A 24,240-nucleotide genomic window follows, 5' to 3' on the forward strand; every position below is an offset into this window, starting at 1 on the left:
TAATTTATATTTCTTTTTTTCAATAAATTTACAAAAATTGAGTTTTTTTCATTTGTTTAGTCTATATTTTCTTATTTTGAATGATTTTTACTATTGATTTTTTCTGATGTGTCAATGTACTTTCCCCTTTACTATGTCATTTTCTACTCATTCGTATAATTATTAATTTTTTTATTTTGCTTCATACAATCCCTTGATAAAGCGATTTATCATCCATTCTGATTGATTGTTCGTTTTTTTTATCATGATCCGTTTAATAATTCCCTCACTTAATTATATAATTAAGGTGTAAAACGATTTGTAATTGTTAGGAGAATGTTGATGTTAAAGGGTTTTAAGAATAAATACAAATTCATACTAGCCTCAGTACTAATACTTTCTTTTGGCTTCCTTCTCGTTAATAGTCTAACGAAAAAAGACGAGACTGTTGAGATTCCAAGAAGAGAGCCTGCGTTCGCAACTCAGTTCTTATCTGAAGAAGGAACTCAGGCTAATCCATATGTTGTTGGCAGTAAGGCAGATATGGATATGCTTTCTCTATTAGTTTCACAAGGACAAAATTTCTCGGGGAAATATTTTACAGTAGATGCAAATATCTCTGAGATATATCTTGGAGTTTTCACGCCAATTGGATCATCGACAAAACCTTTCTTAGGTAACTTTGATGGGTATGGTGTGAACTTCGTTTTAGCCATTGATAATCCAACTTTAAATTATCAAGGGCTTTTTGGTTTTACTCAATCAGGTGTCATAGAAAACTTATCAGTTTCTGGTTCAGTTAAGGGTTTGAACTATGTTGGTGGTATTGTTGGTCAGATGGCAAGTGGTACCGTTCGAAATGTATACAGTACTGCAACAGTCGAAGCGTTGGGCTCACATGCTGGTGGGATCGTTGGATTACTCAGTATGGGTTCTTTATCCAATGCATTTAACCGTGGAGATGTTATTGCGGTAAATAACGCTGGTGGTATTGTAGGATATACATATGTCTACACTGTTCCAAGTTATGGTTCAAATACGACTAACTCAATTTCAAACGTATATAGTTCAGGTACAGTTACAGCTAACAGTAACCCTGGTGGGGTCATTGGTTATGATAACCCAGCACGATATACAGGTAGTGCAAATGCACGTGTCAACTTGTATTATGATATATCAGTGATTTCTAATCACAAAGTAGCATCCAATCGAAAACCTAGTTCAATGGCTAGTACCCAGGGACTAAATAGTGAAGTATTCTTTAGCGGTATGGAAGACAAGTTAGCGGCAATTTTCTCATTTAGAGATATTAACGGTGGATATGGATTCTATCCTGAACTAAGATACTTCTCTGAAAGTTCACATTCTAACATCAAGGCTGCATCCTTAGAAAGCAATACAGTAGATATTTCTAATGGTGTTGGGACACTTAACTATCCATACTTGATTAGAACTTTAGATGACATTAATAAACTCAAAACTCAAATTGAGACGGGTGAAACCTATAGAGGATTTTATTTTAAAGTAGCAGATGGTAGAACCAGTTTCAATCTAGGAAACTTTATTCCTATTGGTGCATCCGCTGCTAAACCTTTCTATGGATCATTCGATGGAAATAATGCAGAATTTATTTTGAATATAAGCAACTCGACCGTAAGCTATCAAGCTATGTTCGGGCATTTTGGTTATGGTAAAATCAGTAATCTATCAACAAGTGGATCTGTTTCAGGTCTTGATTATACTGCAGCGGTAGTTGCCTATAAATATTCAGGGACAATCGAAAATGTCTATAACAAGGCGACTGTTAATGGTAGAAGCCATGTAGGTTCTATTGTTGGTCGTCAGGAAGATGGAACCATCAACAGTGTATACAACAGCGGAAGTGTGACCGCGACTGGTACTTATGCAGGTGGTATTGTAGGAACTGTATTAAGAGGCGTTATTTCAAACGTTTACAATAACGCAGAAATTCTTGCAAACAATACAGCTGGTGGGATTATCGGTCATTTATATGCATATACCGTTTATACCTATGGTGCAAACTCAACCAATAGAGTTGAAAATGCATACAGTTCAGGGCTTGTTTCTGCCAATACAACGGCAGGTGGCGTCATTGGTAATGATGACCAAACCCGTTATACAGGTAGTGCTAACGCTCGTACGCGTCTTTATTATGATACATCCGTGCTTGTGACATATGACCAACCAAGAACCGTTAAGCCGCCTGTAACAGGACATTCTTATGGTAGAACAACTAGTGACTTGGTATATGGTACGGTTAATACATTAGGCTTCCCTGAGTCTGTTTGGCATTATGAGCCAAAGAGTGGAACAACCGCTTATTATCCTCAATTGTTAGCTTTCTCAAGCAGTTCAGTAGCAAAAATTAAGAATGATTCTACAACATCCACAGCTTATGGCGTTGGTGATGGTCTTGGAACTAAAGAATATCCATTCCTAATTAGAACTAAATTTGATATGGATGAGCTTTCAAGAAAAGTAGCACTTGGAAATACATATTACAGTTTCTATTTCAAAGTAGACGATGGAATTAGCCAAATTGATTTGGCGAACTTCCAACCTATTGGATCTCCTTCAAAACCATTTGCTGGTAACTTTGATGGTAATGGCGTAGATTTTGTTTTAGATATTAATAATCCATCTGTTAGTTACCAAGGTTTATTTGGGTATACACAAACAGGTATCATTGAGAACTTTTCAGTTTCTGGTTCTGTTAAAGGGTTAAGTTATGTTGGTGGTATTACAGGACAACAATCGACAGGTACAATCAGAAATGTATACAATACAGCGAGAATCGAAGCATATGGTTCATATGCTGGAGGTATTGTTGGATTAATCGATAGAGGTACTTTAACACAAGCATACAATACCGGTGAAATTGTCGCCGTAAGTTATGCAGGTGGGGTTGTAGGGTATACTTATGTTTACACTGTACCAAGTTACGGTATGAATGCGACCAACTCTATTTCGCACGTTTATAGTTCAGGTACTGCCACAGCCAATAGCTATGTTGGTGGGGTTATCGGGTATGATAACCCAGCAAGATATACTGGCGATGTTAACGTTAGAATTAATTTATACTACGATATTACTGTTATTGCTAATTATGACCAAGTAAAAGCAATCAAGCCTTCTACAGATCCTTCTACACAAGGTTTAAATAGCGGTATTATGTTTAAAGAAATGCAAGCGAAGTTGCCATCAGGTTTCTCTTTCAAAGCAGATGGAAATGGGTATGCATATTATCCACAATTAACCTACTTCTCTGATAATCAAAACGCGACAACTAAGGCACGATCTGAAGAATCTGTCAAAGTGAATGTTGGAGATGGTCTAGGTACTGAAAGCTTCCCATTCCTAATTAGAAATGAACAAGATATTGAAGATCTAAAGACCATGATTAATCGTGGTAATACATTTAAAGGATTCTATTTCAAGGTAGATAATGGCGTTACAGAATTCAACTTGGGTGATTTTGACTCAATAGGATCCCCTTCACATCATTTCTATGGGTCATTTGATGGAAACAACGCAGTATTTAATTTAAGTATCAATCGTCCAGCCGCAAGCTATCAAGCTATGTTCGGTTATTTTGGCTTTGGGACGATTAAAAATATGAAGATTCAAGGGTCAGTTACAGGCCTTGATTATACAGCTGGATTGGTGGCATACAAGCTATCTGGTTCAGTAGAAAATGTCTATAATGAAGCTGTCATCAATGGTAGAAGTTATGTTGGTGGTATGGTTGGTTATCAGTTAGATGGAACCATCAACAACGTATATAACAACGGTGACGTTACAGCAACTGGTACTTATGCAGGTGGTATCGTATCATTTGTATTAAGAGGAACGATTTCAAATACTTACAATAGAGCAGAGATTCTAGCGAATAATACAGCTGGCGGAATCATCGGTCATATTTATGCATATACTGTTTATACGTATGGTGCTAACTCAACCAATAGAGTTGAAAATGCATACAATTCAGGGTTGGTAGCAGCAAACACAACCGTTGGTGGTGTCATTGGGAATGACAACCAGGAACGTTATACAGGTAGTGCTAACGCGCGTACGCGTCTTTACTATGATACATCCATACTCGTTACTTATGACCAACCAAGAACGGTTAAGCCACCTGTAACTGGGCATGCTTATGGTAGAACAACAAGTGATTTAGTGTATGGATCTGTAAATACTCTAGGATTCCCTACAAACCTATGGCACTATGAGCCAAAGAGTGGGACAACCGCTTACTATCCTCAATTATTAGTGTTCTCAAATCATAGCGTAGAAAGTATTAGACAAGATTCTTCACTGTCAACTGCTTATGAAGTTGGGGATGGTTTAGGAACTAAGGAGTTCCCATTCTTGATTAGAGACAAGTTTGATATGGATGAACTCTCAAGAAAAGTAGCTTTAGGAAATACTTACTACAGTTTCCATTTCAAGGTTGATGATGACATCAGCCAAATTGATTTGGCGAACTTCCAACCTATTGGATCTCCTTCAAAACCATTTGCTGGTAACTTTGATGGAAACGGCGTTGATTTTATATTAGCAATTGATCGTATCCAAAACCATCAAGGCTTATTTGGTTATACACAAACTGGTATCGTTGAAAACTTCTCCGTTTCGGGAAGTGTTAGAGGTCAAAGTTATGTCGGTGGTATCGCTGGACAAATGTCAACAGGTATCATAAGAAATGTCTATAATACGGCCAAAGTAGAAGCTACCGGATCCTATGCCGGTGGAATCATTGGGTTAATCGACAGAGGTACTCTTGCCTACGCCTATAACCGAGGTGAAATTATTGCTACAAGCTATGCTGGTGGGGTCGTTGGGTATACTTATGTTTACACTGTACCAAGTTATGGTATGGATGCGACGAACTCTATTTCACACGTTTATAGTTCAGGTACTTCCACAGCAAATAGCTATGCTGGTGGGGTAATCGGATATGATAACCCAGCTAGGTATACAGGTTCAAGCAACGTTAGATCAAATCTATACTATGACATTACAGTCATTGCTAACTACGATCAAGTTAAGGCGGTTAAACCTTCAACTGACCCATCTACACAAGGATTAAACAGCGGTATTCTATTCAAGGATATGTCTGGAAGATTACCAAGTGGTTTCACCTTTAAACCGGATGCGGATGGCTTAGCATATTATCCACAATTGACTGTTTTCGCATCAAGCGAAACAGAAGGTATTGTAAATCATTCAATTAATAGCGTTAAAGTTGATATTGGCGATGGGTTAGGAACACCGGATTATCCATTCTTGATTAGAACCGTTGACGATATCGATGCATTAAGAGAAAAAGTAAATAAAGGTAATACATTCAAAGGATTCCATTTTAAAGTGGATGAAGGCATTGAAGAGTTTGTTCTAGACAACTTCGTCCCAATTGGGTCATCTTCAAAACCATTCTATGGATCATTTGATGGAAATAATGCAGAATTCATTATAAATATTAATAATGCAGCCGCAAGCTATCAAGCTATGTTTGGTTATTTTGGCTTTGGTACTATTGAGAATTTATCTGTCAGTGGTACGGTTACTGGTCTTGATCATACAGCAGGTGTTGTAGGTTATAAAGAATCAGGGACAGTCCAAAACGTCTATAATGAAGCAATTATCAACGGTAGAAGCTATGTTGGTGGTATTGTTGGTTATCAATTAGACGGAACCATTAACAGTTCTTATAATAATGGTAATGTTACCGCAACGGCTACTTATGCTGGTGGTATCGTATCATTCGTACTAAGAGGAACCGTTTCTAACGTTTACAATAGAGCAGAAATTTTAGCAAACAATACAGCCGGGGGTGTCATTGGTCATATTTATGCTTATACTGTTTATACTTATGGTGCAAACTCAACCAATAGAGTTGAGAATGCATACAGTTCAGGTCTTGTTTCAGCAAACGCAACTGTTGGTGGTGTCATTGGTAATGACAACCAAACCCGTTATACAGGGTCTGCAAACGTTAGATTAAATCTATTCTATGATGTTTCAGTCTTAATGAGTTATAAACAACCTCGTACATTAAAACCATCAACAGCAGTATCTGGTCATGGTGTATTGAAAACAAGCATGTTCTCGGATTCGCTTTCAACCAAATTTGGGTCTACATATTGGACTTATCGCGATATTGAAGGAAATTATGCATATTTCCCTCAATTAAAAGTGTTTGCGACAAGTTTAGTAGATGAAATCAAGAATGATTCAGTTATGTCAGTTAGAACCAATCCGTTCTTAGGAGACGGTACTCTGGCAAGTCCTTACATCATTTCTACACCATCTGATATGGTGAATTTATCCAACTCATTAACGGTCGACTTTGATGCTTTAGGCATTTACTATTTAGTCGGATCCAATATTTCTAATATCGATTTATCAACTGTTGAGTTTAAAGCCATTGGTTCTTCGGAAGTACCATTCCGTGGTCACTTTGATGGAAACTATGCAAACTTTAACGTAAATATTAATGTTTCAAACGACTACCAAGGCTTATTCGGGAATATCTCTAGTGAAGCCTCTGTTAAGAGATTATCTGTAACTGGGCAAGTTACTGGTAGACATTATGTTGCGGGCGTTATTGGTAAGAACCAAGGTGAGGTAAGCGAAGTATATAGTACAGCGCTTATCAATGGTCAAAACTATGTAGGTGGTGTCATTGGACAAAACATGTCTAATTTAACCCTTGCCTACAATACTGGTCAAGTATACTCAACTGGCGCAAGAGTCGGTGGGGTAGTAGGTCATAACGCAGGCGTAATTAACGAAGTATACCACAGCAACCGTATTAGTGGTTTACAGTACGTTGGTGGGGTCGTCGGATACAATACCGGTGAGGTATCAAACGCATACTTTAATATTACTGTGATTGAATTCTTTACGCCAACCACTGGAATCAAACCATTATATGCAGTCGGTAATGAACAAAACACTGATGATGTTCGTGGGGTTGCTAAAGAAATTCTATTTAACCTTACAGATTTAAACCTTACATCTACTCTGTGGGCTACGAGTGCAACCACTGGTATGTATGACTATTTGGTGCAATTAACAGGCTTTAGAAACAATGTTAATGGCACGATTAAGAATAATTCTGAACTTTCTGCAAGAATCATTAGATTTGCTGCAGGTAGTGGAGATAAGAATAGCCCTTATATCATTAGACATGAAGGCGATATGAAAGTACTATCGGATGTAGCTAAGGCCGATAACTTACTTGGCATCTATTTCAAGGTTCTAGATGGGGTTACTTCATTTGATTTAACAGATCCAACCTTACTATTCGATACAATCGGTAGTGCAACAAGAAAGTTCATGGGATTCTTTGATGGAAACAACGCAGAATTCATCATTGGAATCAATAAGACAACAACCGATTACTTAGGGTTATTTGGCTATGTAGAAAATGGTTCAATTGAAAACCTAACCGTATCTGGTGATTTAACCGGTAGAGATTACGTTGGGGCAGTTGTTGGGTATGCACTCAATACGAAACTCAATAACGTATACTCTAAGACAACGATTAAAGCAAGAAACTATGTTGGTGGTATTGCAGGTTATTCAAATAACTCAAGTATTACTAACGCATATAATATGAATAACATTACTGCAACCGGAGCACATGTTGCAGGGATTAGTGGACATGCACAAAATGAGAAATTGGCGCATGTGTTTAACTATGGAGAAATCTCAGGTACCTCTCACATTGGTGGCGTTGTTGGTTCCGGTGATGCCAATCTTCAAGTTGAGTTTGCATACAATAGAAATAGTGTCAAAGGCACAGGTTCTTATGTAGGCGGTATCGTTGGATACCTCAACAATGGACGCATTGATAATACATATAGCTCATCTACGATTAGAGGGTTAAATAATGTCGGTGGTGTTCTTGGTGCAAGCATAGGAACAACAACCGTTAATAACAGCTTCTATGATCAATCATTGATCGAAGCTGACATTTCAACCGTTGGGGCAAAACCGATTAGAGCGGTTGGAAACGTTCTCGACCAAGAGGACGTAATAGGTGTAGGTAAATCCTATCTAACAGGGGTAACTAAGTTATCCTTAGACTTAACGCACTGGGTATTGATTCCAAACGATGGCATCAATGCATTCTACCCTCAACTTAAAGTATTTACAGAGAAAAATGATGTTACTAAGAAGGATTCATTGGATTCCATTACATCTTATATATTTGCAGGTTTAGGAACAATCACCTCACCATATATCATCGTTAATGAATACGATATGACGATTCTTAGTACATTGGTAAATAATGGGAATTCATTTAAAGATGTGTATTTTAAAGTAAGAGCTAACGCAATTACGTTTGACATGACATTAACAGGACTAAACTATGGTCCAATTGGTTCAATGGCTAATCCATTTAATGGGTTCTTCGATGGTAGTGGTGTAGACTTTAAACTAGGTCTATCTTCTACAAACTATATCGGATTATTTGGTTATACAGATACTGATGCAGTCATCTCTAAGTTATCCACATCCGGAACGATAACAGGCACAAACTATGTAGGTTCAGTGGTTGGTTATAATAAAGGGACTGTCAATACCGTCTACTCTACAACAAAAGTAGTAGGGGACAGTAAAGTTGGTGGTATCGTTGGTGCAAACGAAGGCATCGTAACTGAAACATACTACATCTCAACCCTTAACGCAAAAGACACTGCTGGTGGTATCGTTGGATACAACCAAGGCGATGTCAATAACAACTATGTGGTTGGTAAACTATCGGCAAACTCATTTGTCGGTGGTGTGATTGGTATTAACGATGGTACAATCGACAAACTCTATTACAATAAAGAGATTGCAGAAATCTACAAACCTACCTCTGGATACGCGCCAATTAGAGCTGTTGGTAATATGCCTGATACAGATACAGTTCTAGGCTTATCTGCATCTAACATGCATCAACCAACGCTTGTTAATATGCCATTTACAACACTTGCAAGCTGGGAAGCAAAAGGCCCAGCAAGCTTTGAAGTTTATTATCCTCAATTAAGTTACTTCTCAAAACATGCACTTGCTGATGTAAAAGCCGCTTCGCTAAAGAGTGTTTCTGCAATGCGCTTTAAAGAAGGTACTGGTATTGAAAGCGACCCTTATATCATCCGAAATGCCGATGATATGAAGGCTGTTTCAGACTTAGTATTATCAAAGAACACCCTAAAAGGCATGTTCTTTAGAGTTGCAGATGAAGTGACTCTCATCGATTTAGATACATTAACTACTAAATACGTTCCAATCGGAAATGAAACCTATAAGTTTGAAGGATCATTTGATGGCAATTTCGCAAGATTCAATTTAAATAGTGATCGCGGTGAATACTATCAAGGGTTATTTGGTTACATCGGGACAACTGGTATTGTTAGAAATCTATCTGTTAGCGGGTCTGTTCGCTCAGGGTCTAGATTTGCTGGTGGTATCGCAGGTAGAAATGCCGGTCTAATCGAAAATGTATATAACTTAGCTACAATCACTGCATATGATTATTATGCGGGTGGTATCGTAGGTTATAACAATGGTGTTATTAGAAATGCCTACAATAACGCATCCGTAACGATTACGCGTTACGACTATGCGGGCGGTATTGCAGGTGCACAAGCTAAGGGCACAGAAATATACGACTCTTATAATACCGGACAAATTAAAGGTAGAAACTACATTGGTGGTATTATTGGTCATTCATCTGGTTCAGTAAGTAGAACCTATAGTATCGGTACAGTCACAGGTAGTGGCGCTCTAGGTGGCGTCATTGGTGGTATCGATGCCAATGCACAAACCGAAAGAAGTTATTATGATTTATCCGTTATGTTATTACTTACAGGCAATAAACCTACTAAAGCCTTTGGTAATGCAGAAAATAACGAAACAGTATATGGATTAACAACCTCAGAATTATCGGGAGGTTATTTAGGCAAGGCTAATTTAGGAACCGCATTTAAGACTAAACCAAATGTGGGTTATACAGCTTATCATCCACAATTAGCATTATTCGCAAACAGCAGTTATATCGAAGTTAAAAATGATTCCTTAGACTCAGTTACAAAGAGTATTTTCCAAGGTACTGGGGCTATGGATACACCATATTTCATCTTAAGTGAAGCAGATATGCAATCACTAAGCTTAATCGTTTCGCAAAATCACGCGACAACTAATGTATACTTTAAGGTTTATCAAGCTAAGAAAACCTTTGATTTAGCATCGGATCAAGTGATTTATAGTGCGATTGGGTCAAGCATTCCATTTAATGGTTCATTTGATGGTAACGGGGCAACGTTCAACCTTAGAATAAAAAACGGTGCTAACTACCAAGGGTTATTTGGACAAGTCGGATCAACGGGGTCAATATCCAACTTAATAGTAACTGGTAAAGTCTCTGCACTTGACTATGTGGGTGGGGTTGTTGGGTCCAATGAAGGTGTGTTAACTAACCTAATCAACCAAGCAGAAGTCAGTGGTTTAAATTATGTTGGCGGTATTGCCGGTATCAACAAATCGATTATCAATGACTCTTATAATGAAGGTAGATTATCAAGTACTACCCTTTATGCGGGTGGTATTACTGGGTATAATGACGCACTTGGTGAAATCACTCAAAGCTTTAATAAGGGCGAAATCCACGCTAGTGCAAACTATGTGGGTGGTATTGCCGGTGTTAACAAAGAAAGTGCAACCATTGAAAATAGCTTTAACTATGGAACACTATTTACAAGTAACTCATATTTAGGTGGTATTACTGGTCTTAACGAAGGGGATATCCACAATGTATATAACACAGGAAGTCTAGAAGCAGGAACCAGCCATGTTGCAGGTATTTCAGCACTTAATAGCGGGACAATCACTGAAGGTTTCCATGCAGGATTGATTCTTTCTAAAGCCTTTACAGCAGGGGTTGTTGTTACAAACACAGGTCTGTTATCGAAACTTTATTACAACTTAGAAAACGTTAATGCACGTATTTATAATCCAAATGCATCATTAATTATTAAGGCCGTATATCAAACCGAAGACACAACCGATGTTAAGGGTCTAGTTCTTAAGAATATGACTGGATTGTATCCAATTGGAAACAACGATGAACAAATGAACTTAGAACGTACTAAATACAGCATCAAACAAGGTAATGACTTTACCTCTTATTACCCTGAACTTCTCGTATTTAACACTCATACGGATGCACTGAGAAAACAATACTCACTTGAGTCTATTACAGATAAGAAGTTAGAAGGTAACGGAACCGCTCTTGACCCATATATTATTACTAATGGGTATGACATGATGATTATTAATGAATTCATTTTAAATGAAAACCACTTCATCAATAAATACTTTAAGGTTCAAGATGGGGTTTCTGTCATTGATTTAACCTTGGCAGATTTATGGTTTACACCACTAGGCGATGATCAAAATAGCTTTAGAGGACACTTAAATGGTAATAACGCAAACTTCATTCTCGATTTAGACAATGAGTCTAGCGACTATTTAGGTATATTCCATACATTAGGCACAGGCAGTTCTGTTAAGAATCTTACAGTTAGTGGACAGATTATTGGTAGAAGTTACTTAGGTGGGGTTGCAGGTAGAAGTTACGGTACGATTGAAAACGTAACAAACCTAGCCACTATTAAGAGCTTTGGTAGTGTTAATGATGGGGCAAACTCTATTGGTGGTATTACTGGTGTTAACGTCGGTACAATTAAGAATGCAACCAACAACGGAATCGTTTCTGCACTTGGTTCTTATGTAGGCGGTATTGCCGGTGAAAACGAACTCGTCATAACTGAAAGTTACAATAAAGCAAGTGTTACAGGCGCGAGCCACGTCGGTGGTATTACAGGTTTAAACCGTGCTACTGTATCCAAGACATATAATACAAAACAAATCTTAGGTATCACCGTGATTGGTGGTATCGTGGGTGAAAATAGAAGCTCAGTTACTGAATCCTTTAACGATGGCGATATCATCGCATCTAAGGATATTTCAGGTGGTATTGTGGGCTTACAAGCAGATGCAAATGCAAACACGAATCGTATTTATCATTCAGGTTCTGTTAGAACAGATGAAACCATCGCAGGTGGTATTATCGGTAAGATGGATGCCGGACATCTCCATGACGCTTACACATCCGGTGTCATTAGTGGTAAATCTTCGATTGGTACAATCGTTGGTCAGTATTTAGGCGGATCAGTATCTCGCTCATATTACGATATTAACGTACTTGAAAACTTTGGACCAATGACATTATCCAAACCGACAAAAGCATTTGGCGATTACGATAAACTGGATAACGCAACAGTCAAAGGGCTATACCATGGACAAATGATTGGATTAAATAGCATTGGGACACAAACCAAACAAATGAATTTCTATTATCCAGCATCATTCAAGACTACGCCTTCAGTAAATGAATATGCGTTCTATCCACAAATTACATTCTTTGCAAATAATGTAAACACAGACATTAAGAATGATTCATTAGAATCTGTTAAATCCATCACATTCATGAAAGGTAGCGGACTAGAGAATGATCCATATATCTTAACAGATGAATCAGACATTATCGCATTAGCAGAAACCGTTAATAGCGGCAATAGATACTTAGGCGTTTACTTTAAAGTTGCATCAGAAACAGATGAATTCAACTTTATGGATGCAGAAGAAAACTATCAATTTACAGCAATCGGTAATGAGAAAAACCCATTCCTAGGTCACCTAGATGGTAATGGTGCAAACTTCAAGATTAAACTTAGTGAAAACTTGAATTATCAAGGGTTATTTGGCCATGTCGGAAAAGAAGCAACCATCAAGAACTTAAGTGTATCAGGCTCTATTAAAGGGCTATCTTATACAGCAGGTATTGCTGGTCTAAACAAAGGATCAATATCTAACGTTTATAACCAAGCAGAAATTATTGGTTCTGATTATGTTGGTGGTATCATTGGACATAATGACGGACTCTTAGAAAATGCCTATAACAGAGGAGACATTAAAGGCTCTAACTATGTAGGTGGTATTAGTGGTAAAGTAACAAACATTACAAATTATACTTATAACATTGGCGTGGTATATGGTAAAAAATTTGTTGGCGCAATCGCAGGCTTCTTAGAAAGCGAATTTGTTGAAAACAGTTTCTATGACACACGTATTTTAGGTGCGTACAGAGACGTATCCGGTTACATTAAACCAACTAAAGCAGCATCAAACTCAGAAGACTCTAATACAGTTTATGGTCTTGATAAAGCGTATATGACTGGCTTAAACTCAATCGGAAATAGCGACTTACAAATGCATTTAAACACCACACATTGGACGACAAACTATAACGTGGATGGCACTTCAAACTACCCACAACTTAAAGTATTCTCCAGAAACATTTCTGAGAATGTTAAGGAAAACTCTAAACTATCTACTCAAACAACTTTATATACCATTACGTATGATTACGATGGAGCAACCGCTAATAATACTTACCCATTACAGTATGTCATTCCTAATAAGGATTACTTACTAGCTGTACCATTCAAGTTCGGATTCGAAATTGAAGGTTGGTACATGATTAAGGAAAATGGCGACCGCATTAAGTACACAAATGCACTAGGGGAATCCTTAGTACCGTTTAATGATGAACAAAACATTACACTAGTTGCCAACTGGCAAGTAGCTAGACATGAAGTGAAGTTTGTGGATGGTAATAACAACACAATCGAAACACAAACCGTATTACATGGTGATTTCGCAGTGGAATCTAGTCTAATCCCACAAAAGAATCCAAGTCTAACAAAGATATACTTCTTTGAAGCATGGGACTTTGATTTTACGACCATGATTACGAAACCAGTTACGATTAAAGCCACATATACAGAAATCGACCGTTATTATAACGTCACATTTAAAGATGGTAATGGTAATTTCTTTACACAAATTAAAGTTGAGTATGGACAAAAAGCAACCGCACCAACTCAAAACCCAACGAAACTGTTTGATGAATTTGCCTATAAGTTTACGGGCTGGGATTTCAACTTTGAACAAGTCATTAATGCCCCAGTAGCAATCAATTCAATCTTTGAAGCGGTTGATCGTTATTATAAGGTTAGATTCTTAAATCCAGATGGTGAAGTATTACATGAAGACATGTATGAATATGGCACAAGAGCGCTCGCGCCAACCAAACCAACCATGGCTTCAAGCATTTCAGAAAACTTCACATTCAAAGGTTGGGATAAACCATTTGACTCGATTACATCAACCCTTGATGTAACCGCAGTCTATGAAACCTCTCCTCGCTATTACGAAGTTAGATTCCTAGATGGCGATGGCAAAGCTTATAGCGTTCAACAAGTAGCTTATAACGAAGCGGCTACTACCCCTTCTGGATTGCCTATTAAGACACCAGTAGGTATGATTGCCTATAAGTTCACAGGATGGGATCAAACCTATACAAGCATTGTTAGTGACTTAGTCATCAATGCACTGTACACACAAATTGATCGTTATTATGAAGTTAACTTCGTTGATGGCGATGACAATCCGTTTGGTGAAACCATTGTCGTTGAATACATGCAAAAAGCAACCCTTCCAAATGGGACACCAACCAAAGCCATGACGACTATGCATGAGTATGTATTTTCTGGCTGGGATGAGTCTTATCAAATGATTATGGGCGATACGACAGTCAAAGCATTATTCGAACAAAGATTAAGACCATATAAAGTCACCTTTATGGATGGCGACAATAATGTCTATGAAGTACAAACCGTCCTTTATGGACAAAACGCAAACAATCCAGTCGGTGAACCAAGAAAAACACCGGTTGGCGAAATTGCTTATAAGTTCACTGGTTGGAATAAACCACTAACTAACATTAAAGAAGATACCGTAATAGAAGCTAATTTCAGTGAAGTGGCTCGTTACTATACCGTTACATTCTATGGCTATGACCTAACGGTTGCCTTAAAGAATGAAAAAGTAGAGTATAGAGGTCAAGCTACAGCACCAACCCCTCCAATTAAAGAAGATGCACGCGAGGCATATGAAAACGTCTTTGTTGGATGGGATAAAGATTTCTCTGATGTAAGAAGCAACCTTGTGGTTAAAGCGCAGTACGTTAACCGTATTAGAACGTATGAAGTGACCGTTATTAATGGTGACCAAACCAATGTGTTTGTCGTTAATCATGGCGCAAACTTCACATTCCCAACCCCTGTTAAGACAGGTTCTGATCAAATCTTCTATAAGTTTGTACGCTGGGAATCTAATAACGAGACCGTTACATCCTTAACCAATGTTAAACAAAATTACACAGTAGAAGCCATCTTTGAGGAAACTTTTAATTACTACGTGGTTACATTCGTGGATCACGAAAATAACATCATCGAAGTTCAAAGAGTTACAATTGGTTCAGATGCTAAAGCCCCATTAACGCAACCTACAAAAGATCGAACAGAAGTTAAAGTTTACATCTTTAAAGGTTGGGATCGTGGCTTTACAGACATTGAATCTGACTTAACAATTAAAGCGCTCTTTGATGAGTATGACAGATATTATGAAGTTATCTTTATGGATGCTAAAGGTGAAGAACTCTCTAAACAAACAGTAGAGTACGGATTACCTGCAACAGCGCCACTCAGTCCAGAGAAAGACCAAACTGCTAAGTTTGAATACCGTTTCACTGGCTGGGATAAAGACTACAACCAAATCTATAGCAATTTAGTCATTAACCCTACTTACGAAGAATCGATTAGACAATTTAGAGTTAATTTCGTAGACGGAGACCTTCATGAAATCTTAAGTGTCTTAGTTGAATATGGTAAACCAGTGGTTCCACCAACAAGTGCAACTAAAACACCAACCGCTACTAAATACTATGTGTTTGCTGGATGGGATAATACAAACCTAACAAGCATTATGGAAGATACAACCGTTACTGCAACATTCACTGAAGTCGACAGATATTATCAAGTGAGATTCATTGGTAAAGAAAACGGCTTAGACAAAGTCTTATATACACAAACCGTTGAATACGGCAAAGATGCATACGACCCGATCAAGTTCTTAGACATTGAAGTCATCGATGACCTATATGTTTGGGCAATTACGGGCTGGGTTGAAGACTTTACTAACATTAAAGCATCGAAAGATATTCATGCAACTTATGGGAAGGTAGATCGCTACTACACCGTAAGATTCTTAAATGAAGATGGCTCGATCATTAGTGAACAAACGGTAGAATACGGAAAATCTGCTGATACGCCTGTTACAGTTCCAACTAAAGATTCAACCGTTGATTTCAGATATGTCTTTAAAGGTTATAGTGATGACTATTCATTCATCACGCGTTCTATAGATTTATATGCCGAGTTTGAAGAATTGAAGAATCAAAACAAAGTTACCTTTATTGATGGTAACGGCGATGTCTTCGATACACAAATGGTAGCCTATGGACAATCTGCTTTAGAACCAGATGGTATTCCAATGAAGAATCCTACTAAAGAATATGAATTCATTTTCTTGGGTTGGAATCAAGCGTTTGATAATATCACAGAAGATACTGCAATCATCGCCGAGTTCAAAGAAGTCGTTAGATACTATACAGTATTATTCGTGACAGAATCTAATCAAGTATTAAAAGAAGAACAAGTCCAATTCGGTCATCCTGCAACAGCGCCTGAAGTCGTTACTATTCCAGAGGATACTCAAGAATTTAGATACTCCTATAGTTGGAGTAAAGATTTCGGAAGCATTTCAGACAACACAAGAGTGGTTCTAATCGTTCATGAAGAGTTAAATGAATACACCTATACGTTCTATGATGCACAAGGTGAAGTATATAAAGTGATTAGCGCGCCATATGGTACACAAATCACCTTACCGAATGCACCAACCAAAGACCAAACAGAACAGTTCATCTTCACTTTCATCGATTGGGATCAAGAAGTGCCTGAAATAATGGTTGAAGACTTAGAATTTAGACCAATTTATCTAGAAACCATCAGAACTTATACCGTCACATTCTTAGATGGTGATGGCAAAGTATTTGATGTTCAAGAGGTTCAATACGGATTTAGTGGAGTCCTTCCAGAAGGCGTTCCAACTAAATCAGGAAACCAACAATACTATTATGAGTTTAGAATGTGGTTCCAAAAACCTGAAAATATTAAAGCCGATACCGTGATTGAAGCGGTTTACAACCGATTCCTGCAAACCTATGAAGTAACATTTGTAGATGAATACGGTAATACAATCAAGAAACAAGAAGTGGCTTATGGTACAGGGGCAACCGAACCAACATTCGACTTAATCCCAACGAAAGCACCAACTACCGAATATGAGTATGTGTTTGCTGGATGGGATAAATCATTCAACTTCATTACAGAAGATACAGTGATTAAAGTAAGATATGTGTCTGTATTAAGACTATACACATACACATTCTATGACGATGACCACATTACAATCCTAAAACAAGTTAAAGGAAGATATGGTTCACTAATTGTTCCACCACCAACGCCAGTTAAGATTGGCGAAGAAACCTTCACTTACAGATTCGTTGGTTGGGACAAGATGGTTGCGCAATTATTAACTGGCAACGTCGATTACTACGCAGTATATGAAGTTGTTCCAGTTACTTATAAAGTCACTTTCTTCGATGGTAACAATCAAGCCTTAGACCTACAAATCATTAATCATGGAGAATCTGCAATTGAACCAAGTAGAATTCCTACGAAAGCTCAAACTGAAAGATATGATTATGTGTTTACTGGATGGGATAAAGCCTTTGATGTGATTACACAGGACTTAAAAGTAATCCCAGTCTTCGAAGAGAAGATTAGAACCTTTAAAGTTACCTTCGTGTATGACACATTTGAAGTTGTGATTATTAAGGAACATGATACAGGTATCGACTTCGATACGGATCCAATCCCAACACCATTAAGAGATGGTTTCGGATTTGTATCATGGGATCAGGATTTATCAAGAATTACAAAAGATATTTCTACAGAACCTATATTCAAACCAAATAGATATCAAATTATTTATTATGGTATAGATGTAGATGATGGGGGATTACCAACCGAAGTCGTATCATACGGTTCACAGGTATCTCTATCTGAAAGTAATTTCTCAAAACGTGGTTATACATTTGCGGGTTGGAAAACTGATCCAAATACTGAAATAATCACTTATGCAGATAAAGCGTCATTTGTCTTTGAAGAAACGGGCAATTTAGCTTTATACGCAGCATTTAATCCGATTGTTTACGAAGTCATATATGATACTGATGGCGGTACAGAGTTACCACCAGATCCATACACTATCGAGACACCTCTAGCGATACTACCAACACCAATTAAAGAAAATCATAAATTCATTGGTTGGGAGTTAGTAGAGATTAAAGAATCACTAGATGAAATGTCATTAAAAGGTAGACAACGTGCATCTGGAGATTCACCATCAATCATTACCGCTTTAGAACTGGGTACTATTGGTTGGGTTATCTTGAAAGCAAGATACGCATTCGATGGATTTATTGAAGTTAAAGACGAATACAAAGACACTTATAGTATCGTGAATGCGGATGTAACTACAATTAGACCGATTTTAGAAAGGGTTAATGAAGATAAACCAGTTTATTTACTAGGTGTATCATTGAACCAAACAATAGAGGATTTAAAAACTAAGTTCAGAAATGATACAGTTGAGTTCCTAGACCAAAAAGGTGAATTAATTACAGATTTACAAAGAGTGGTCTTTACAGGACTACAAGTCGTAATTAGGGATGGATCAAACCCAGATGAGTTTAAAGACCGTGTAAGAGTGGTCTTAAAAGGTGACGTTAATGGAGATGGATTAGTTACCGCTATTGACAACGATTTAATTTATAGATATGTATCTGGAAAAACAGACTTGTTTGAAGAGCAACTATTATCTATGTTGATTAATGAAGATGATCTAATAACTGCCATTGATATAGACTTGCTGTATAGACATGTCTCTGGAAAAGGAGATATATATGCATAGATTTAAAGGAGATAGAATGAAAAAAATATTTAGTTATTTACTTGTGATCTCATCATTGTTTCTATTGAACTTCGGACTCAATCAGAAAGAAGTGAGTGCAAGCGGGGATCAATTTGAGGTTAGTTTCAGATTTGCTGATACGAACATATCTAATATTGAACCCTATCAATTAGTCAATTACTTAGATGAATATGGTGAAATACCAATTGATGTAATTATTAAAAGTATTGGAGCAAATCGACAAATTACCAGTATGCAAGCTGCATGGCTAAAGAATAATACTTACTTTAAACTAAATGAAGGGTATGAATACAATATAGCAACGCTTGGGACTGGTCGTGACAAACAAGAACTGTTTAAGCCAATCAACTCTGATTCCACTGGATTTTTTGGGTTTGTCTGGGATAGTGGTAAGTACAATAACTTGCCACTTCCAGCAGATACTGAAGTTAGAATCGCTACCATCCCATTCAAAGTAGATGGTTACGATAACGTAAGTAACACAACCTTAAGTGTGGATTTTACAGTACCAAGTGGTAGTTTATTTGATGTATCAACGAATACATATCATGATAAAACTAAAATCAAAGTTAACCCTATCGTTATCTCAACTGCAGGTAATGATGCATCATTAAGTGGTATATCCGTTGGAGGAGCTGCACAATCAGTGGGAGCTTCCGGATCAAACTATAACGTAGGTATTACTTTTGGCGATAGCTTAAAACCATTAACCGAGTTGATCAATGTAGTTCCAACTAAAGGAACAGCAACCGTATCGATGACTAAAAGTACAACTGGTACGGTTAAGCTTGGAGATGTAGTAACAATTACAGTGACGGATGGGTCTCTTTCCGAGACCCATACTGTGACTTTTGTTAGTGTTGATGACCCTATTTTGACTCTAGAAAGTCTCGGGTTTGCTGGAAATGGTTTTTCACCTACACCAACATTTAACAAAGATATCCTTAGCTATAACGTAGAAATACCGGGAGGCCAACAGGCTACTGGTTTTTCGATTAAACCTGTTTCAACTGAATCTTACGCTGTAAAAGAAATCTATTTGAATGGATCATTAAGAGCTCAAACAGATGGTAAAGTGACTTTCAGTAACCTAACTGGTGGGACTCATACAGTGGTGGTAAAAGTATTAGCAGGTGGCATGACAAAAGAGTACACGATTAATGTTACTCAAAAAGTGCTAGACTCAACAGCTACTGTTATAACAAATGGAATTAAAGTATCATCTATGCCTAATGGCACAGGTGTCTTTAGTACTGATCCAGCTGGGACTGTAAACTTAATAGAAACAGCAACAGGCTTCACCTTCAACGTTACATTTAATGAATCTACCATCAAATCAGGGACATTCGTTATCAGTAAAGATGGAACTCAGGTATCTTCAGGTACCCTTACAAAAGACACAACAAATCCAAAATTATGGAAATATGTTACAAACACTCCTATCGATAAAGGCACTTTATACGGAGTGACATTTACGATGACTGCAGAAAATGGCACATTGTCGGAAAACACATTCTACGTTGAAAGAGCTAAGTCAACAAGTAATACATTAAACACGAATGATGTCATTATCTCTGAAGGCGGAACGGACTATAGAGCAACCTTTAATGGGACTCAATTTAGTTACACAATCAAAAATCAATCAACTACTAGTGTAAACTTCTCAGTGGATTCGATTGCTAATATATATAAAGAATTTGGATCTGTCTCTTTATACAATGAAGATGGCATTACATTAGTTCCAGCCGGAATTATAAATGTTTCTCCATCTATTGGGACAACCAACTATGTTATCAAAGTAACATCACAAAGTGGTTCATCGAAAGAATACCCACTTTCTATTGTTAAACTATCCAATGACACTTCATTTGCAATTACAGTTAAACGAGGAAGTACTACAGAAACGTTATTGACTAATGCAAGTTTTGAAGTAACTGGTAATAAATATGTTGCAAACATCAAAGTCCCTTACACTGTAAACGTGTTGGACATCAATTTATTCGCAACACATGCAAATGCAACCGTTCAATATAAATCAGGTAATGGGTCTTTTGGCTCAACCATGTTAAGAAATCTTGACGGTAGTGTTACATTTAACGGTGTTAATGAACAAACATTAACCTTTATTGTGACAGTTACAGCAGAGAATAAAACTACCACTGATTATGAAATATCTGTAATAAGAGAAGCAGCAGACACCATCAATACGCTATCAGATTTAAAGATTGCTGGTGTTCAACCAAATGGCTTTATTGCAGACCAAATTCCACCAACTAATTATGGCAAACTGGTTCTTGATCCAGCCTTAATCGCGGGAAACTTATTCATTGATGCAACGGTTACTGGTGGTAATTCTAACGGTTTAACACAAGTTAAGTATGAGTATAAAGCATCAACCGATACCATTTATTCAACAGGCGCTAGCATCGCTTATGTGCGCGGTGTGATATACGATATCAAGGTCACAGTTACATCTGAGGCGAATGTTTCAAGAGTATATCAAACACAAGTGGTTGTTGCTGATCAAAATAATACAATGGATTCTATCGTTCTAGAGAATAACAAGAACGAAGTCATTGGGTATTCATGGAATGCCGCAACTCCTTCATATACAATTGATGTCGCAGGCTCAGTAGATAGAATCAAAATCATTGCAGATGCAGTGAGTGATTTTGCAAAAATTACTACTCCCGGGGATATTAATGGTTATGTTACCTTAAATGCAGCTGGAACAAACACCACTATCAAAGTGTTTGCAACCTCTGAATCCGGGGATAAAGGAACAGAATATACCTATACAATTAGACGTCAAGCATTAAGAAGTAATACGGATATTGGAGAAATATCAGTTCTAGTATCGAGTACAAGTGGATCAGAAACATTAATTCCATCATTTGATGCGGCAAAAGACGCATACTTCTTAAGAATTGACTCAACTTATAATGCATCAGTGACTGTGAAAGCAACTTTACCAGCGATTGATCATGGTTCTCATTTTGCGAATAACGCAACCATATATACTGAAACTAAGACCATAACAGCAGGTAATACAGAAACCTATATCATTAGAGTAACAGCAGAAAATGGTTCAACAAGAGACTACAAAGTCATGGTTCAAAGAGCAAACAACTCAACCAATTTTGACAATATAGTACTTAATGGAACAACTTATAATTTCGCTCAGTTCTCTGGTGGCGTTCTTGACTTAACTTCAATCCAATTACCATTCAGTCAAAAAGACTACTCATTGGTAATAAATCCAAGTTCAACTAGTAAGGCTACCGTATACAATACCAATCCAAGTCTTATTAGTGGTAAATGGGTTTTCACTTCAACAGGTGTGATTGAGTTTCAATTCACGATGAGAGCAGAAGATGGCGTAACCACTTCATTATACAAAATCAAACTGACGCGTCTAGAAGCAAGTACAGACACAACGTTAAAGCAATTTGAATTTTTAACAGCCTCTGGAAACCTTCTTCAAGGCGTTACACCAGTTACAACTGGAAATAACACAACCTATACCATTCGCGTGGATAGAGGCGTTGTGTTGTCACAAATCGTTGCGGTCAAGAATCATCCAAACGCAACGATCAACCAACAATACACAGACTTAACATTCACTCCGGGTGGAAATAAGCAGTTTACGATTACAGTAACTGCTGAAGATACTAACTACGTTCACAATTATCATGTCGTAGTTACACAAAAAAATGACAATAACGAAATCAATGACATCGAGATTGCTGATGTAGCTTATGACTTTTCTAGTCACACTGGCACAGTAGATTTAGGTAAATTCTTATTTAGTAAGAAGACATTCGTGTTTACTGTTACTCAAGCTGACGCCTATCAAAAACTATACGTTGATAATGTATTGGTGACATTAGATGTCAATAAGCAATTCACATATGCCTTAAAACAAGGTGTTAATCAAATTAAGATCCAATCAGAAAGCGAATTCGGAACTAAAGGGACTATCTATACTTATACCTATGAACAAGCAGTTGCTTCAAGTGAAGCATTATTATCAAGCCTAACGGGTACTGCAGAAGGGGCTAACGTTCTAGATGGTATACCACTAAGCTTACTAATGGAAAAGTCACTAGGTAGAGAATACTTAAACAAAGTGATTACTATTGCAGCTGTAGCGGGTAAAAACGGCACAGTTATTAGTGGAAATGGTAGCACTACTTTACTAAGTGGTCTAAACACATTCACTATTGTGGTTAGATCAGAAGACGGAACTACTCAAAACACTTATACAGTGAAGATTTATGTGGTATCTAGCAATGCCGATATCACAAACATTCAAATCGATAAATTATCCGGATATACTTTCAATCCAACAGATTACGCCCAAGATTTAGGTGTGTTTAATTTTAGCGATTTTGACGGATCAATAGGCATTAGAATCAGTTACACAGATTCATATGCTAAATTATATGTTGATGGCGTATTAAAGACATCTGACTTATTTGAATACGCATTAAAGACCGGTGCTAACACAATTACGATTAAAGTAATAGCTGAAGATGGCGTAACAGAAGAAATATACACATTAAGCTATACAAGAAATGAAGCTAAGAAAGAAAACAAGCTTCAAGGACTTGAAGTATTAGTAAATGGTATAAACAAATTAGTAGGCTTCAATCCAACTACGAATAGTTATGAACTAAGAGTAGATAGAAGTGTCGCAAGCGTAAATATCATCGGTACCGTTAATCCAGCTGATCTATCTAAGGTTACTGGAACCGGGACAAAGGTAATCAATGCCGGACTAGATAATATCTATTCAATCGTCGTAACCGCTGAAGACGGCACTACCAATACATATCAAGTAAAAGTGATATCTAAGAACGATAATAACGAGATCACAAATATTACAATTGGTGGAATCACTTATGATTTCTCAAGTCATAGTGGCACAGTAGATTTAGGTAATTTCCTATTTAGTAAAAAGACTTTCGTATTTACAGTTACACAAGCAGATGCTTATCAAAAACTATACGTTGATGGCGCATTAGTAACCTTAGATTCGAACAAGCAATTCACATATACCTTAAAACAAGGTATCAACCAAATCACTATTCAAGCTGAAAGTGAATATGGTACAAAAGGTACTTTATACACATATCAATACGAACAAGATGTCGC

The 24,240-nt window shown here is 37.3% G+C and carries 2 protein-coding genes; both read left to right on the forward strand.

Annotated features, from left to right (window positions below):
* Nucleotides 1-321 precede the first annotated feature (321 nt).
* On the forward strand, nucleotides 322-19,062 hold the full coding sequence (locus JN09_RS02665; RefSeq protein WP_204432377.1) for an InlB B-repeat-containing protein: 18,741 nt from the start codon (nucleotides 322-324) through the stop codon (nucleotides 19,060-19,062).
* Between the two features lie 16 nt (nucleotides 19,063-19,078).
* A partial coding sequence (locus JN09_RS02670; RefSeq protein WP_204432379.1) for a beta strand repeat-containing protein occupies nucleotides 19,079-24,240 on the forward strand: 5,162 nt, incomplete at its 3' end.

The organism is Paracholeplasma morum (genome assembly GCF_016907055.1).
Taxonomy (GTDB): domain Bacteria; phylum Bacillota_I; class Bacilli_A; order Acholeplasmatales; family UBA5453; genus Paracholeplasma; species Paracholeplasma morum.

What these genes read in the sequence shown, in the direction of transcription:
- JN09_RS02665 (WP_204432377.1), top strand. Translation starts at nt 322, where the DNA reads ATGTTAAAGGGTTTTAAGAATAAATACAAATTCATACTAGCCTCAGTA.